Origin of the sequence: Enterobacter sp. P82 (assembly GCF_037053385.1) — a bacterium.
GTDB lineage: Bacteria > Pseudomonadota > Gammaproteobacteria > Enterobacterales > Enterobacteriaceae > Enterobacter.
Genome location: NZ_JBALHX010000001.1, coordinates 601,089 through 617,250 on the forward strand (window position 1 = coordinate 601,089; position 16,162 = coordinate 617,250).

Here is a 16,162-nt window from a genome sequence, read left to right on the forward strand (position 1 = left end):
TATGACCATGAAAAAAGAATCTATCCTGTTGTTTCTCAGCCTGCTGCTCTACGGCATGACGCTGGGCGTGCCAAAACTGGCACACGCGGAACGTATCCGCGATCTGGCGACGGTGCAGGGCGTGCGCTCCAACTCCCTGATGGGCTACGGCCTGATTGTCGGCCTTGACGGCACCGGCGACCAGACCATGCAGGCGCCGTTCACCGGCCAGAGCCTGAATAACATGCTCTCGCAGCTGGGGATCACCGTCCCGGCGGGCACCAATATGCAGTTGAAAAATATCGCGGCGGTGATGGTGACCGCCGAGCTGCCGCCGTTTGCCCGTCCCGGCGACAAGCTGGACATAGTGGTCTCCTCGGTGGGGAACGCCAAAAGCCTGCGCGGCGGCACGCTGCTGATGACCCCGCTGAAAGGAGCGGATAACCAGATCTATGCCATCGCTCAGGGCAACATTTTGATTTCCGGCGCAGGCGCGCAGGCGGGCGGCAGCCGCGTGCAGGTCAACCAGCTGAACGGGGGACGCATCAGCGGCGGGGCCACTGTCGAGCGCGAAGTGCCGAACGATTTCGCCACCCAGAACATAGTGCGCCTGCAGCTCAACGAGAGTGATTTCTCCCTGGCGCAGCAGATCAGCGATGCCATTAACCAGCGCTACAGCGGCGGCGCGGCCATTCCGGAAGATGCCCGTACCGTGCGCCTCTTTGCGCCGTCGGACGGCCCGTCTCGCGTCCGCTTCCTCGCGAATATCCAGGACATTCCTCTGCGGGTAAACGTCCAGGACGCGAAGGTGATTGTCAACTCCCGCACCGGCTCGGTGGTAATGAACCGCCACGTGTCGCTGGATTCCTGCGCGGTGGCGCACGGTTCACTGACCGTGGAGGTGATGCAGAACAACGTCATCAGCCAGCCCGATACGCCGTTTGCCGGTGGGGAGACGGTGGTGGTGCCGCAGACCGATATTTCGGTGCGCGATAGTGGCGGTTCGCTACAGCACGTGCGAAGCAGCACCGACCTGAACGCCGTCATCCGCGCGCTGAACAGTTTGGGTGCGACACCGAACGAGCTGATGTCCGTCCTGCAGGCGATGAAAAACGCCGGCTGTCTGCGGGCGAAGCTGGAGGTGAACTGATGAACGCCTTCGACAAGCTCGATCAACCCGCCTTTGATGTCCGGTCACTGGATACGTTAAAACGGGAGGCCGGGCGGCAATCGCCCGGCGCGCTGAAGGCGGCGGCGAAGCAACTGGAGGGGGTATTCGTACAGATGATGATGAAAAGTATGCGCGATGCCACCTTCAAGGACGATCTGCTCCACAGCCAGTCGGCCGAAATGTACACCGCCATGCACGATCAGCAGGTCGCGCAAGATATTGCCGGGAGTGGTCAGCTCGGCTTTGCCGATCTTATCGTCCGCCAGCTCGGTGGCGAGAGCGATGCGCCAGTAGTATCGACGCCGGGGCGCGATCTGCTGCGACCAGGGCTTGCTTCAGCCCCGGCGACCGGGCCGCTGCGCCTGCCCGCGCCGGTGTCGTTTGCCAGAGCGGCGGAAGGGGCGCATCCGTTTATTTCACGCCTGCTGCGTCCGGCGCAGGAGGCCGCACAGCAGAGCGGGCTGCATCCGCACCTGATACTGGCTCAGGCGGCGCTGGAATCCGGCTGGGGTAAACGTGAAATTCCTGCGGCCGACGGTAGCCCGAGCCACAACCTGTTCGGCATTAAAGCGACCGGCGACTGGCGCGGAAAAACCACCGAAATCACCACCACCGAATACATCAACGGCGTGAAGCAGAAGGTGAAAGCCGCGTTCCGCGTCTATGACTCCTACGAACATGCCCTGTCAGACTACGCGAAATTACTGACCAGGAACCCGCGCTACCGCGGCGTGGTGCAGTCCGACTCGCCAGAGCAGGGCGCAAAAGCGCTGCAGGCGGGCGGCTATGCGACTGACCCTGCCTACGCCAAAAAACTGATCACCATTATTCAGAAGGTAAAAGGTGATATTCAGCAGGGGGTCAATGCTTACCGAAACGATCTCGACAAAATTTTTTAGAGAATTTTGTAATCACCGATGAATTAAGCAGAACCATGAACGTTCTGGCCTGGAAATTATCCCCGGGTCAGCAAATAAAGGATATCCACAGATAATGAATAATCTTTTTAACCTCGCAAGAACCGGCCTCAACGTGGCGCAGGCGGCGTTTCGGGTGACAGGGGATAACCTGACTAACGGGATGTCCGGCACCTACAGCCGACGCAATATCATTATTGGCGAACTCGGTGGTATGTCCACCTCGCAGGGGTTTTACGGTTACGGCGCGCAGGTGAGCGGCGTCGAACGCGCCTATGACGCCTTCGCCAATAACCAGCTGCGTGGATCGCTCTCCCATTACGCTTCCCTGAGCGGGCGTATGGAGCAACTGAGCGACATCGACAACATGCTGGCGGACGAGTCCGATAACGTCTCCGTTGCGCTGAACGACATGTTTAAGGCCATGGCAACGCTGAGCGGCGATGTGGCAGATGGCCCGGCACGCGCCGCGGTATTCAACTCACTTGGCACGCTCAGCAACCGTTATAACGCCAGCGCCAAGCGTCTTACCGCGCTGGAAAAAAGCACCAATACGCAGATCGAACAAAGTACTAAAGACATTAACAGCTATACCCAGCAGCTGGCTGAGCTGAACAAACAGCTCGAGCGCGCGCAGGGGAGTGGTACACCGCCTGCCGATCTGCTCGACCAGCGCGACGCCCTGCTGGAGAAGATGAGTGAGCATATTGGCATCACCGTGACCGAGAACCAGACCACTGGACGCGTTGACGTGACGCTCTCCGACGGACGTCCACTGGTCTCCGGCGACACGGCCTACAAGCTGCAAACGTCGCCGTCGGACAGCGATCCGAATAAAACCATTGTCTCGTATGTGGACGCGAACGGCAAAGCCACGCCGCTGGATGAGGACAGCATTACCAAAGGACGTCTCGGCGGATTGTTTAAATTCCGCAATGAAGATCTCACGATTGCCCGCCAGGAGCTGGATCAGATCGCCTTTATGATGGCGCATCGCATGAACGAGCAGAACGGGGCGGGACTCGACGCGAATGGTAATCCGGGGGGCGATCTTTTCTCGCTGCCGGCGATTAAAGCGCAGGCGAACGCGAAGAACCAGGGCAGCGATCAGCTCGATCAGGTCAGGGTCAACGATTACAAAAATGTGAAATCCGAAAATTACTCTATCACCTTCAACGGTACTGATTGGGTTGTCACGGGGGAGGATGGTCGTGCGGTAACTCTCGAACCAAGTGGTCGCGACAGGCTAAAGTTCGATGGAATCGAGATCAAGCTCCCAACGCCATCCACTGCCATGGCAGGGGATACGTTCACCCTTAACCCAATGACAGGGGCGGCTGAAGGGATCGGCCGCAAGATCGCCAGCGGGCAGGAATTCGCCGCAGCAGATGGTACTGGCGGGGAAGGTAATAACAAAAACCTGGAAGAGATGCTGAAAATCCAGGAAGAAAAACTGATTGGCAAAAACACCCTGAGCGAAGCTTATGCCAGCCTGGTGGGGACCATCGGTGACCGGGCGCGCAGCGTCAAATCCGAAGCCACCAGCGCGGAAATCGACTTCACCACCAAATATGAAACGAAACAGAGCATTTCGGGCGTGAACATGGATAACGAGCGAATCAACCTCGACATGTTCATGAGCTACTACCGTGCTAACACGCAGCTGCTGCAAACCGCGACCGATATGTTCGACGCGCTTCTTTCTATCAGATAAGGAACCGATGATGCGATTAAGTACGCTTTATATGTATCAGAAAAGCGCCGAGAGCATGACGAAACGCATGGCGCAAAGCAACGACGTCTATTTACGCATGTCGGCAGGCAAAACGCTGTTAAAGGCTTCGGACGACCCGGCTGCTGCGACGGACGCGGTGAAACATCAGGATGCGCTGGCGAAGCTCGAGCTTTACAGCAACGTCCGTTCCCGCGTGCGTGGGGGACTGGAGTTTCAGGACAATATTCTCAACGGCGTGGGTAATCTGCTGACCACCTCGCTGAAAGAGAAAATTATTGCGGCGAAAAGCGACACCTATTCTCCTGAAGACCGCCGCGCGCTGGGGGAAGAGATCAGAGGCATTACCGCCAACCTGCTGGATATTGGCAATACGCGCGACAGCAACGGGCGTTATATTTTCGCCGGCTTTAATACGGATACCCCGGCGTTTGATGCTAATGGCAATTATCAGGGGGGAAATGAAGCACGCAGACAGACCGTGGCAGATGGGACTGAAATGCAGGTCAGTCATCTGGGGGATGAAATCTTTGGGAATATTATCCCTATCTTAACGACTGCGGTTGCCGAGTTGACGCGAGACCCCATAGATGAAGTAGCGCTCGAACGTGTGCTCAGCCTTGCCAGTAATGAGCTTGATGCGGGCATCGATCGCCTGGGCAAAGTGCAGGCTGAACTCGGCACCAATATGCAGCAGCTTGACGCGCTGGATCTCTCCGGGGATGTGCTGATCAACGACACCATTGTTAAAGTGCAGAACGCCATTGGGGCCGATACCAGCATGCTGATTACCCTCGCTTCGGAGTCGCAAATGTCCGAGCTGGCGTTTAACGCCTCCATGTATGTCTACCAAAGAATGCAGGCGATGAGTCTGTTTAATCAATAAACTTCCTCACTTAACAGGCACCTGCTGCGTATGGCGTATACCGTGCGGGCAGGTGAAAAACGATGCTCACAAAACTGAAAATTTATACCGCCATCAGCCTGCTTATTGGCCTGATGGCTGTCATGCTGCTCGGCGTAACCGCCTGGTCGGTGTACAACGCGGTGTCCAACAACAGCAATTTTAAACGTGTTGTGGTGGCTTCTGAAAATAACGATCAGATGCGCGACGCGGCCTATAACATCAGCGCGGTGATGGCGAACACCAACGGCCTGATGCTGCAGGCGGCACTCGGCAACCCGATATCGGCAAACGTGGCAACACATACGCAAAACGTGCTGAAGACAGCGCGTCGCAATATGGACGACTTTATGGCCTCTCCCTTCAATACGCAGGAAGAGAGCCGTTTCGCTGCCGAAGTGAATGCTGCCTTCAATGACGTCTATAAAGTCGCTGAAACGAAGCTCGGTTATCTGCAAAACCCGGCGGGGTATACCGGTTCACTTGAGCACGATATGGAACTGCGCACTCAGCTGCGGAATAAAGTTGAGCAGTACACGGACGCCAGCGCCCGCCTGAATGAAACCTATATCTATGAAGCCGAACGCGGCTATCAGATCATGATGGGTGTAGGGCTTGTTGTGGTGCTGATGTCGATTGCGCTGCTGTTTGCCATTCGCTACTGGCTGCGTCATACCCTCGTTCGCCGAATGGAGACCACTGTTGAGACGCTGCGCCGCGTGGCGGCTGGCGATCTGAGCCAGGCCATTGACAGCGGCAGCCAGAATGAAATTGGCCAAATGCTCGTTGAACTGGAAACCATGCGAACGTCCCTGACCAGCACCATTCTGGGGATCCGCGACAGCGTCCAGCGCATTCACACTAATGCGCAGGAGATTGCCCATGGCAATAACGATCTCTCTTCCCGTACTGAGGAACAGGCGGCGGCGCTGCAGGAGACGGCGGCCAGTATGGAGCAGATCAAAACCACCGTGCGTCAGAATGCGGATAACGCCCATGCGGCGCGCGAACTGGCCGAGAGTGCAAGCAGCAATGCGCATAACGGCGGCGAGGTGATGCAGAGCCTGGAGCAGATCATGGCGGAAATCACCACCAGCTCCCGTCAGATTGCAGATATTAACGGTGTAATCGACAGCATTGCCAACCAGACCAACATCCTGGCGCTGAATGCCGCGGTGGAAGCCGCACGTGCAGGTGAGCAGGGACGCGGCTTCGCCGTGGTCGCCGAAGAGGTGCGTAACCTGGCGAAGCGCAGCGCGGATGCGGCGAAAGAGATTAATCAGCTCATTAACACCAGCGTTAACAATATTGATATCGGTTCACGCCAGGTCGGGCAGGCTAGCACCGTGATGCAGGACATTGTCACCTCCGTGGCGCAGGTCACGCAGATTATGGGCGAGATCACCTCGGCGTCTGATGAGCAGAGTGCGGGTATCAACCAGATTTCGCAGGCGGTTAATGAGATGGATCTGGTGACCCAGCAAAATGCGGCCATGGTCGAAGAGGCGGCAATGGCTGCCGGGGAGCTGGAAGCGCAGTCCGACGCGCTGGAGAAACTGGTAGCACAGTTCAGGCTGAACCAGCAGAGCAACGTGGAAATAACGGCGGTAGAGCCAGCGAAGCCCCAGCGCCAGCAGGAGAATACGCTCGCTCAGTGGGAAACTTTTTAATTCCGATAAATGCCGGCATTGATAACCGTTATTTGTTAAATAGCGCGTGATATAAAATGAAGTAGCAGTATGCGCATTATTATAAAGGCTTATTGCACTATTTGAATACGATGGTTCACCGGATAATTCTCAAAGAGAATATCAGGTGGAATACGATCGTGGACGGTATTTATACGGCCGAAGGGCTGGAAGATAAAACGGTAGTGTGGTCTAAGTATCACTATCTGGTGCGGCAGGAAGCGCTGCGTTTAATCAAGCGACTTCCTGCCAGCGTCGAGCTGGATGATTTAATACAGGCCGGGGCCATTGGTTTTTTAAATGCAGTGGAAACCTTTGACCCGAAAAAAGGGGTAACGCTCAGCGCATGGATCACTCAGCGTGTAAAGTGGGCCTTATTAGATGAACTGCGGGAGAGTGACTGGGTTCCGAGACGGGTGAGAACTCATACACGGGAAATTGTCGCTCTCATTCAGCAAATCGAACAGGAAAAAGGCGGCGAAGCCACGGAAACGGATATTGCAGAACGCATGGGTGTGTCGCTGAAAGAATTTCAGCAGATGCTGGCGGATAATAACAGTAGCCAGATGTACTCCATGGATGAGTTGCAGGAGAATTACGCCGATAGCTGGGAAAATAATGGTGACGAGAATGAGCAACTTAATCCCCTGCACAGCACCATTAAACAGAACCTGATGGAACAGATCACCGATCATATTCAATACATTCCCGAGCGAGAGCAGGTACTACTCCAGCTCTATTATCTTCAGGATTTGAATATGAAAGAGATCGGATTGATTTTGGGGATCACCGAGACGCGTGTCAGCCAGTTACACAGTCTGGCGTTAAAAAGGTTACGAAGTCGCATGGAGACCTCTTATTAATACTTACAATTGTTTAACATTAAGATTATTAACGGGAAATAAAGCTGTTTTAATCATTAACTCAGAGGTTTAATAACATTTAACAATGATTATTTAACTTTAAAAATCAATGCATTAACAGCAATTCGGTGATTTAGGGAAATTTCTGTCGCTTGTTCGGAAAATCCTGAGTGTTTATGATTTTGCCAGTTTTGTGATGCAGCCTCCTTTGGCATTGAAGAGCAGTATGTCATTTACTGATGATGAAATGATTACGTCGGTGAATATCAATACCAAAAGACTCTCTGCATCAGTTCGATCATGCTATGTATCTAAACTGACATGCCAGCTAATGGCTGAATAACATTGGGAGTTTTCACCTGTGTCTAATTTTGACGAGTATCTGCAAAATATCCATGATATTAATTTGTCCTATCTGCTTCTGGCTCAGCAACTGATCCGCCAGGACAAATTTGCGGCTGGTTTTCGCCTCGGATTATCTGAAGGTACAATTGATAACCTTAAAGAACTCTCGTTGCCACAATTGATGAAACTGGCAACCACCAATCAGCTTATTTGCCGTTTGCGTGTGGATGACGAAGTGGTTATTGAAAACCTGACCAAAGATTCTCGTATTGAAGCACTGCAACAGATCCACACGGGTATTATTTTGTCGACCAATCTTCTTAATGCATTAAGCGAAGAAGAAACCATGACCGTGGAGGAGGCATAATATGTGTGGTGAAAAGAGCCTGCTGCAGGAAATTGAAGAAGTGAACATTGCGATGGGGTTAATTTCTCTCGGGGCGAGAATGCAGGTTCTCGAATCTGAAACATCACTCAGCCGTCGCCGTCTGCTTCGTTTATATAAAGAATTACGCGGGTGTCCGCCACCGAAAGGCATGCTACCGTTTTCAGAAGACTGGTTTATGTCATGGGAGCAGAATATTCACTCTTCCATGTTCTACAACATTTACCTGTATCTGAAAAAAACCGAGCAGGGGCGCTCCATTGAAATGCTGATGAAAACCTATCGCCTGTATCTGGAACAGTGCAGTACCTGTTCCGATGAGAAGCCGGTGTTAGGGCTGACCCGTGCCTGGACATTATTAAGGTTTATTGATTGCGGCATTATTTCCCGTAAAGCCTGCAATGTCTGCGGCGGCGGTTTTATCGTCACCACGGAATTTATTAAAAACCCATTTACCTGCAGTTTGTGCAACCCACCGTCGCGTGCGCTTAAAAAATCCCAGGTGAGCAATTCCGGCCTGCTGGGGAATTTTAGCGCACCAGAGATCATGACGGCGTAACACCGGGTGGCAAGGCGCAAGATGGCGTTTACCCGATGCCGGGAATTCCCGGTATCGGTCTAAAAGTAGAAGGAGAGATCGTGTTAGTTATTGTTGGCTATCTTGTTGTCATTTTCACCGTTTTTGGCGGCTTTATCCTTTCCGGCGGTAACCTGATGGCGCTGTTCCAGCCGCTGGAGTTGCTGATTATCGGCGGGGCCGGGGTGGGCGCATTTATCGTCGGCAACAACATAAAATCCCTGAAAGCAACCGGGAAAGCGCTGGTCAAAGTCTTTTTTGGCAAGCGCTACAACAAAGCGGTGTATATGGATCTGATGGCGCTGATGTTCCTGCTGCTGTCGCAGAGCCGCGTTCACGGGCTGATGTCGCTGGAAAAAGACATTGAAGACCCGCAGAACAGCGACATTTTTAGCGCCTATCCCCGTCTGATGAGCGACCCGATGCTCGCCAACTTTATCCTCGACTACTTCCGTCTGATGATTGGCGGCAGCATGAACTCCCATGAGATCGAAGCCCTGATGGATGAGGAGATTGAAACCTGCGAAGAAGAACTGGAGGTTCCAGCCCACAGCCTCAACACCGTGGGCGATGCGTTTCCGGCGTTCGGTATTGTGGCGGCGGTGATGGGGGTTGTGAATGCGCTTGGTTCCGCAGACCGTCCAGCCGCAGAACTGGGTATGCTTATCGGCCACGCGCTGGTCGGGACGTTCCTCGGTATTTTGATTGCCTACGGCTTTGTTCTGCCGCTGGCCACGCTGCTGCGTCAGAAGAGCTCTGATCAGGTCAAAATTTTGCAGTGCATCAAAGTGACGCTGCTTTCCAGCCTTAACGGCTATGCGCCGCAGATTGCGGTTGAGTTCGGGCGTAAAACCATCTTTACCAGCGAACGCCCGTCGTTTGAAGAGCTGGAAGAGCATGTTCGTGAGGTGAAATCCAACGCCACGCTGAAAACCAAAACCACGGACAGCGCCGCATGAAGAACGCTACCCCTGTCATCATTTCCCGTAAGCGTAAAAAGAAAAAACACGCGCATCACGGCGGTACCTGGAAGATTGCCTATGCCGATTTTATGACCGCGATGATGGCGTTCTTTCTGGTGATGTGGCTGCTGTCGCAGTCCACGGAGATGGAAAGAGAGCTGATCGCGGACTATTTCCGCATGCCGCTTAAGCCCTCGATGGCCAACGGCAATAAAACCAGCCTGAGCGACAGCGTCATTCCCGGCGGCGGGGATGACATTATCAAGCAGGATGGTGAGGTGTTTAAGGCAAAAATCGGCAATCTGGATCGGCACAAGCGCGTCGAAAGCCTGAAGCAGGCGAAAGAGAAACTGCAGCGAATGATTGAGACGGATCCCCGGCTCAATAACTTTAAGTCCAACATCCTGCTTAACCTCACCAACGATGGTCTGCTGATTCAAATCACCGACTCGCAGGACCGTCCGATGTTCCGCGTGGGTAGTGAACTACCAGAATCCTACATGAACGGCATTTTGCAGGCGCTGGTGCCACTGCTGCAGGAGCTACCGAACGCCTTGAGCCTGACCGGGCACACCGACTCGCTGCCGTACGCCGGTGGCGAAGGGGGTTACAGCAACTGGGAACTCTCTGCCGGACGCGCGAATGCTGCCCGCCGGGTGTTGGTCCGAAGCGGTCTTAACGATGAGCGCTTCTTACGCGTGATCGGTACAGCCAGCCGGATGCCTTTGGAGAATACGTCGCCGGAAAGTGCCGTGAACCGCCGTATCAGCATCCTGGTTCTCAGTCGCTCAAAAGAGCAGGAGATCCGTCTGGAAGATACGCAGGCTCAGCGTGCAGATAGTGTGCTGAGTGATATCAATCTGCAAAACGTGCAGGGCTATACCGATGGACATGAATGATTTTTCGCAGATTTTCTTCACCGAAGCGGAAGAATTGCTGGCCGAAATGGAACAGCATCTGCTGCAGCTAGACCTGTCGGCACCGGATCAGGAGCAACTGAACGCTATCTTTCGTGCCGCACACTCGCTGAAAGGGGGCGCGGCCACCTTTGGATTTACCGCATTACAGGAGACGACCCACCTGCTGGAAAATCTCCTTGACCAGGCGCGGGCAGGGGAGAGAACGCTCAGTCGCTCAATCATCAACCTTTTTCTGGAATGTAAGGACATTATGCAAGCGCAGCTGGAAGCCTATCAGTCTTCGCAGGAGCCTGATGAAGCAAGTTATCGCTATATCTGTGAAGCCCTGAGGGAGATTGCCCTTGAAGGCCAGCAGCCTTCGACGCCAGCGGAGCCCGCGCCAAAGCCGACCAGCACGGCGCAGGAAACAGAAACCACGTTGCTGGTGACCCTGCGTAACGTTGAGGCGCGCGAGCAGGCGACACTGCGCGACGAACTGACCAATATGGGTGAGGTGAAAGACGTTGAGGCAACGTCAGACAGTATGACGGTCGCGCTACGGACTACGGCCTCGGCGGACGATATTACCGCCGTGCTTTGCTTTGTGCTCGACAGCAAGCAGATTGAGATCCAGCCCGCCGAATCAGATCCGCTGCCCGCGCCGGTACAAACGCCTGCTGCGCTGCCTGAAACCGTTGTCAAAAAAACACCGCCTGCACCTCGTCCGGCAAATCAGGAGTCGGGCAGCATTCGCGTGGCGGTGAGTAAAGTCGACCAGATCATCAACCAGGTCGGTGAGCTTATCATCACACAGGCGATGCTCTCCCAGCTGTCGCGCACCCTTGATCCGGCCAGTTACGATCTGCTTTCCGGTTGCGTGGCGCAGATGGAGCGCAACACCCGCGAGCTGCAGGAGTCTGTGATGTCCATCCGTATGATGCCGATGGATTACGTCTTTAGTCGCTTCCCGCGACTGGTGCATGACCTGGGCTCTCGCCTGAATAAAGAGGTCGAGCTGACCCTTAAAGGCGGTTCCGCCGAGCTGGATAAGAGTCTCATTGAGCGCATTATCGACCCGCTGACCCACCTGGTTCGTAACAGCCTTGATCACGGTATTGAGGAGAAAGAGGTGCGAACCGCAAAAGGTAAACCGGTGACCGGGAACCTGACGCTCTCGGCCGAACACCACGGCGGTAATATTGTGATTGAGGTCAGCGACGATGGTGCGGGACTTAACCGGGAGAAGATCCTCGCCAAAGCCCGTTCTCAGGGGATGACCATCAGCGACACCATGAGTGACGACGACGTATGGATGTTGATCTTCGCCGCCGGTTTCTCCACCGCCGAGAGCGTGACGGACGTCTCCGGGCGTGGTGTCGGCATGGACGTGGTGCGACGCAACATTCTGGCGATGGGGGGCCACGTGGATGTGCTCTCGACGCCGGGTGCAGGAACGACTATCCGTATTATTCTGCCGCTGACGCTGGCGATCCTCGACGGCATGCTGGTGAAGGTAGGGGACGAGATTTACGTCCTGCCGCTGGGCGCGGTGATGGAATCGCTGCGGCCAACCGACGAAATGCTGTGCCGCTTTGTGGGCGAAGAACGCCTGCTGCAGGTGCGTGGTGAATATCTGCCGCTGGTGCTGCTGCGTCAGCGTCTCTCGGTGGCGGGTGAAGCCCCTGCCGATGACGGTATCGTGGTAATTGTGCAAAGCGCGGGCTGCCGCTATGCGCTGTGGGTCGATCAGCTTATCGGCCAGCAGCAGGTGGTGGTCAAAAACCTTGAACATAACTACCGCAAAGTTCCAGGCGTCTCCGCAGCGACCATCCTCGGTGATGGCAGCGTGGCGCTGATCCTTGATGTGGTTGAGCTTTCGACGCTCAACGCTCCACAACCCCATAGGGAGGGGGTAAACGCATGACTGTAGCAACCGCCAGTAAATCCGCCGCAACCGACGCCATCGCGCAGGAGTACCTGGTATTCCGTCTGGGCGACGAAGAGTACGGTATCGATATTCTCAAAGTGCAGGAGATCCGCGGCTGCGATCGCCTGACACGTATTCCGAACGCGCCGAACTTTATTACCGGCGTAACCAACCTGCGCGGCGTGATTGTGCCGATTGTCGATCTGCGCGTGCGTTTCGATCTGCCTGACCCGTCGCATGACGATAAAACGGTAGTCATTGTGCTCAATCTGAATGATCGCGTGGTAGGTATTGTGGTTGACGGCGTGGCGGACGTGCTGTCGATTGACGTGGATAACATCAAGCCGACTCCGGATGTGGCCTCGGTACTGTCTGGCCGTTATCTGCTTGGGTTGGGCGTGCTCGACAGTCGAATGATTATTCTGGTGAATATAGAGATGTTGCTGAGCCGCGAAGAGATGGCGCTGGTGGATTCGGTAACGGAGTCTTACATCGACGCCCACTAAGGCACATCGCGCTTTCTGGATACACATCAGCGGCAGAGGTTGCCGCTGATTCATAAGTCGCTATTATGAATATTCGAGTTTCCAGAAAGCGCTAAGGATTGCCAGAAAATATGCCCGTCAATTTCGACCTCAACGATCTTTATGCCTTCAGAGCCCTGGTTGAGTACGGTAATTTCCGTATCGCCGCGGAGTCTATCTGCATCTCTCAGTCCGCCTTAAGCCGCCGCATTGAAAAGCTGGAGACGGCCGTCGGCGCGAAACTGTTCGACAGAACTACCCGGCGCGTAACATTGACGCTCTTCGGGCAAACCTTTGCTGACCGCTGTGGACAGCTTCTGGAAAACGTGGAGTCGATGCTGGCGGATATCGACAAGGTGAGCGAGGAGCGCACCGGGCTTATCACCGTCGCCACGGTGCCTTCGGCGGCCTGCCATTTTATGCCGGAGGTGATCCGCCAGTTCCACAGTCGCTATCCACGCGTGCGCATTAAACTCATCGACAGCAGCGCGGGCAATGTCATTGACGCGGTGGCCAGCGGCCAGGCAGATTTTGGCATCTGTTTTGCGAGAAGCCTTCAGCCGGATATCACCTTTATTCCGCTGGTGGAGGATGTGTATGTCGCCGCATGTCGTCGCGATCATCCACTGGCGGGTCGCAAGAGTCTGACCTGGCAGGCGTTTTATCAGCAGGATTACATCAGTCTGGATATTACGTCGGGGAACCGGAATCTGCTCGATCAGATGCTTGGCCATATTAAGCCGGAACGACCCGGCATTTGCGAGACGCGCCACGTCACCACGATGTTGGGAATGGTTGAGGCGGGGATAGGCATTGCTGCCGTCCCCGCTATGTCGATGCCACACTCTGAACATTCCTTTCTGACGCATATCCCGCTGATCGAGCCCGAAGTCAAACGTACTGTCGGGCTGATCCGCCGTAGCGGGCGTATTCAGTCGTGGATTGCCGCAGAGCTCGAAACGCTCATTACTGCACGTTACCGCGCGGCGTAGTGACAGGGATCATCCCGGTGGCGGTGATGGTCTCCTGCGCGTTTGCAGAAGAGAGGTAATCCAGCAGGGCTTTACCCTCGGAAGGATGTTCCGCGTGAGCGGTGACGGCCCCGGCAAAACGGGTGATGTATTGCATGTTATCCGGCAGTTTGCCGACAAAAGTCACGCCGGGCACAGGTAACAGTTCGCTGACCTGCTGGAACCCGATGCTGTATTTCCCTTTCGCCACTTCAGAGGCGACCGGGATCCTCTCCACCTTGTGCGCTTTTCCCTCTACCTGCGCTTCAATCCCCAGCTTTTTGAACAACTCTGTTTGCACATACCGGCCGCTGGCGCTGTCGGAGTAGGCGATGGAACTGGCCTTAAGCAAGGTCTGTTTTAGTGCGCTATCCGTAGCGATATCCGGCACCGGTGAGCCGGATTTAACCACCACGCCGATAGGCGAATCCGCCAGCTCAACGCGCGAATCCTCTTTGACCATCCGGTCCTTCGTCAGATGCGTCAGCGCATCCCCGACCATAATCACCACGTCCGCTTTTTCACCACGAGCCAGGCGGTTGGGGATCGCCTGTGGTGTCTGTCCCATTGACGGCCCCGGGATCAGCACAATGTGGTTACCCGTCCGGGCTTCATATTGGGGGGCAAGTTTTTCCAGTGCGGCTTTGAAACCGCCTGAGATCATAACCGTTACTTCCTGGGCCAGCGCGCCTGCGCTGGTCGCTATCAATATCAGTCCGGTTAGTCCTGAACGTACAAATGTGTGCATATCATCCTCTCTGAACTTGCAGGCTCATCGCGCTGCGACGATAAAGATAAAGTGTTGCCAGCAACGCACAGACCGCCGCAAAGCTCATCCAGTAGCCCGGGGAGGCTTTATCACCGGTGTATTCAATCAGGGCCGTTGAAATGACAGGCGTAAACCCGCCGAAAATCGCGGTGGCAAGGCTATACGCCAGCGAGAAACCGGCAACACGCACTTCAACCGGCATGATCTCCGTCAGGGCCGGGATCATCGCACCGTTATAGAGGCCATAGAGGAAAGAGAGCCACAGCAGTACGCTCAGCATCATGGAGAAGCTGGGGGCGTTAGCCAGCAGCGTCAGGGCCGGATAGCTGGTCGCCAGCGCCAGCAGCGTCATGGCAATCAACACCGGTTTACGACCGAAGCGGTCCGACAGGGCTCCGCCCACCGGTAGCCAGATAAAGTTAGAAATCGCCACCAGCAGCGTCACCAGCAGGCTGTCTGAGGCGCTGAGCATTAACACTTTTTTACCGAAGGTAGGTGCATAGACGGTGATCAGGTAGAACGCGGTGGTGGTCATGGCCACCATCAGCATGCCCGCGACCACAACCGGCCAGTTCGCCAGCAGAGTGGTAAAGACCTGACGCATCGCCAGCGTATGACGGCGCGTGCGAAACTCTTCAGTCTCTTCCAGCTTACGGCGGAGGAAGAAGATAAACGGCACAATCAGACAGCCGAACAGGAACGGGATCCGCCAGCCCCATTCACGAATGGCGCTCTCTTCCAGCATCGCGTTCAGTGCAAAGCCCATTGCAGCGGCGACCATAATCGCCACCTGCTGACTACCGGATTGCCAGCTGGTAAAGAAACCCTTGCGGCCTGGCGTGGCAATCTCAGCCAGATAGACCGACACCCCGCCAAGCTCCGCCCCGGCGGAGAAGCCCTGCAGCAGACGTCCAGCCAGCACCAGCAGCGGCGCCCACAGACCGATACTCTCATAAGAGGGGATCAGCACAATCAGGAAGGTTCCGGCTGCCATAATCGACAGGGTAGTGATTAACCCTTTGCGACGACCGACCTTGTCGATGTAAGCGCCAAGGACAATCGCACCGATGGGACGCATTAAGAAGCCTGCGCCGAAGACGGCGAAGGTCATCATCAGGGAAGCAAATTCACTGCTCGCCGGGAAGAAAGTATGCGCGATGTAGGTGGCATAGAACCCGAACAGGAAGAAGTCGAATTGCTCAAGGAAATTGCCCGAGGTGACGCGAAGTATCGCGCCCGCTCTTGCACGAACGGTTGCAGGTGGGGGTGAGGAAATCATGGTCGTCTCCAGTTTATTATTGACGTGTTGTCCGTCTGTTTCTGAAAACTGGATCAGTGAGGGGAATTTTATAAGCGCAATAAACACATCATCTGATGCGTTTGCCGCATCAATTGGGTGTGATGCAGTGAGTGCCATTTAATTAACAATGACTTAACATTGCGTTGATGATTTATTCACCTGGCGGTGTCAGGGCAGTCTGTTTTCTGTTTTGTGAACAGACGCAACCCT

General features: G+C 54.9%; 15 protein-coding genes. 13 read left to right on the forward strand and 2 right to left on the reverse strand.

Going from position 1 to position 16,162, the window contains the following annotated elements; genetic code table 11:
• The first annotated feature begins 1 nt into the window (after position 1).
• The 13 genes from WB237_RS02735 (at position 2) to WB237_RS02795 (ending at position 13,865) form a co-directional block, all read left to right on the forward strand.
• The gene (locus tag WB237_RS02735; protein WP_336210067.1) at positions 2 to 1,129 is read left to right on the forward strand and encodes a flagellar basal body P-ring protein FlgI; all 1,128 of its coding nucleotides are present in this window, start codon (positions 2 to 4) and stop codon (positions 1,127 to 1,129) included.
• Positions 1,129 to 2,049, forward strand: a complete 921-nt coding sequence (gene flgJ / locus WB237_RS02740; protein WP_336210070.1) for a flagellar assembly peptidoglycan hydrolase FlgJ — start codon at positions 1,129 to 1,131, stop codon at positions 2,047 to 2,049. The genes WB237_RS02735 and flgJ overlap by 1 nt, the downstream gene beginning before the upstream one ends.
• Positions 2,050 to 2,143: 94 nt before the next feature.
• The gene (gene flgK / locus WB237_RS02745; RefSeq protein ID WP_336210072.1) at positions 2,144 to 3,781 is read left to right on the forward strand and encodes a flagellar hook-associated protein FlgK; all 1,638 of its coding nucleotides are present in this window, start codon (positions 2,144 to 2,146) and stop codon (positions 3,779 to 3,781) included.
• A gap of 10 nt (positions 3,782 to 3,791) precedes the next feature.
• Positions 3,792 to 4,685 carry a flagellar hook-associated protein FlgL gene (gene flgL / locus WB237_RS02750; protein ID WP_336213456.1) on the forward strand — a complete coding sequence of 298 codons (894 nt, stop codon included), beginning with the start codon at positions 3,792 to 3,794 and terminating at the stop codon, positions 4,683 to 4,685.
• Between the two features lie 62 nt (positions 4,686 to 4,747).
• Positions 4,748 to 6,373 (forward strand): methyl-accepting chemotaxis protein, encoded by a 1,626-nt coding sequence (locus WB237_RS02755; RefSeq protein WP_336210075.1) that lies wholly within the window; start codon positions 4,748 to 4,750, stop codon positions 6,371 to 6,373.
• 158 nt (positions 6,374 to 6,531) lie between these two features.
• Positions 6,532 to 7,254, forward strand: coding sequence for an RNA polymerase sigma factor FliA (gene fliA, locus WB237_RS02760; RefSeq protein ID WP_126800839.1), 723 nt, complete (start codon positions 6,532 to 6,534; stop codon positions 7,252 to 7,254).
• A 361-nt stretch (positions 7,255 to 7,615) separates the two neighbouring features.
• Positions 7,616 to 7,966 carry a flagellar transcriptional regulator FlhD gene (gene flhD, locus WB237_RS02765; RefSeq protein ID WP_126800840.1) on the forward strand — a complete coding sequence of 117 codons (351 nt, stop codon included), beginning with the start codon at positions 7,616 to 7,618 and terminating at the stop codon, positions 7,964 to 7,966.
• Position 7,967: 1 nt separating this feature from the next.
• Positions 7,968 to 8,543 (forward strand): flagellar transcriptional regulator FlhC, encoded by a 576-nt coding sequence (flhC, locus tag WB237_RS02770; RefSeq protein ID WP_126800841.1) that lies wholly within the window; start codon positions 7,968 to 7,970, stop codon positions 8,541 to 8,543.
• 80 nt (positions 8,544 to 8,623) lie between these two features.
• Positions 8,624 to 9,520: a flagellar motor stator protein MotA gene (gene motA / locus WB237_RS02775; protein ID WP_126800842.1), complete on the forward strand. Its 897-nt coding sequence runs from the start codon at positions 8,624 to 8,626 to the stop codon at positions 9,518 to 9,520.
• Positions 9,517 to 10,422, forward strand: coding sequence for a flagellar motor protein MotB (gene motB / locus WB237_RS02780; protein ID WP_336210081.1), 906 nt, complete (start codon positions 9,517 to 9,519; stop codon positions 10,420 to 10,422). Before motA ends, motB begins: the two co-directional genes overlap by 4 nt.
• Entirely contained in the window at positions 10,409 to 12,346 is a 1,938-nt protein-coding gene (gene cheA / locus WB237_RS02785) for a chemotaxis protein CheA (protein WP_336210085.1), read from the forward strand. Before motB ends, cheA begins: the two co-directional genes overlap by 14 nt.
• The gene (locus WB237_RS02790; protein ID WP_248062345.1) at positions 12,343 to 12,855 is read left to right on the forward strand and encodes a chemotaxis protein CheW; all 513 of its coding nucleotides are present in this window, start codon (positions 12,343 to 12,345) and stop codon (positions 12,853 to 12,855) included. Before cheA ends, WB237_RS02790 begins: the two co-directional genes overlap by 4 nt.
• Before the next feature lie 110 nt (positions 12,856 to 12,965).
• Positions 12,966 to 13,865 (forward strand): LysR family transcriptional regulator, encoded by a 900-nt coding sequence (locus WB237_RS02795; protein ID WP_236921371.1) that lies wholly within the window; start codon positions 12,966 to 12,968, stop codon positions 13,863 to 13,865.
• On the opposite strand, the gene WB237_RS02800 is transcribed toward WB237_RS02795, so the two are convergent.
• The gene (locus WB237_RS02800; RefSeq protein ID WP_336210089.1) at positions 13,840 to 14,631 is read right to left on the reverse strand and encodes a substrate-binding domain-containing protein; all 792 of its coding nucleotides are present in this window, start codon (positions 14,629 to 14,631) and stop codon (positions 13,840 to 13,842) included. The two genes, WB237_RS02795 and WB237_RS02800, sit on opposite strands and share 26 nt — an antisense overlap.
• Before the next feature lies 1 nt (position 14,632).
• A complete protein-coding gene (locus WB237_RS02805; RefSeq protein ID WP_236921373.1) occupies positions 14,633 to 15,931 on the reverse strand; it encodes an MFS transporter in 1,299 nt (432 codons plus the stop codon).
• Positions 15,932 to 16,162: the final 231 nt, after the last annotated feature.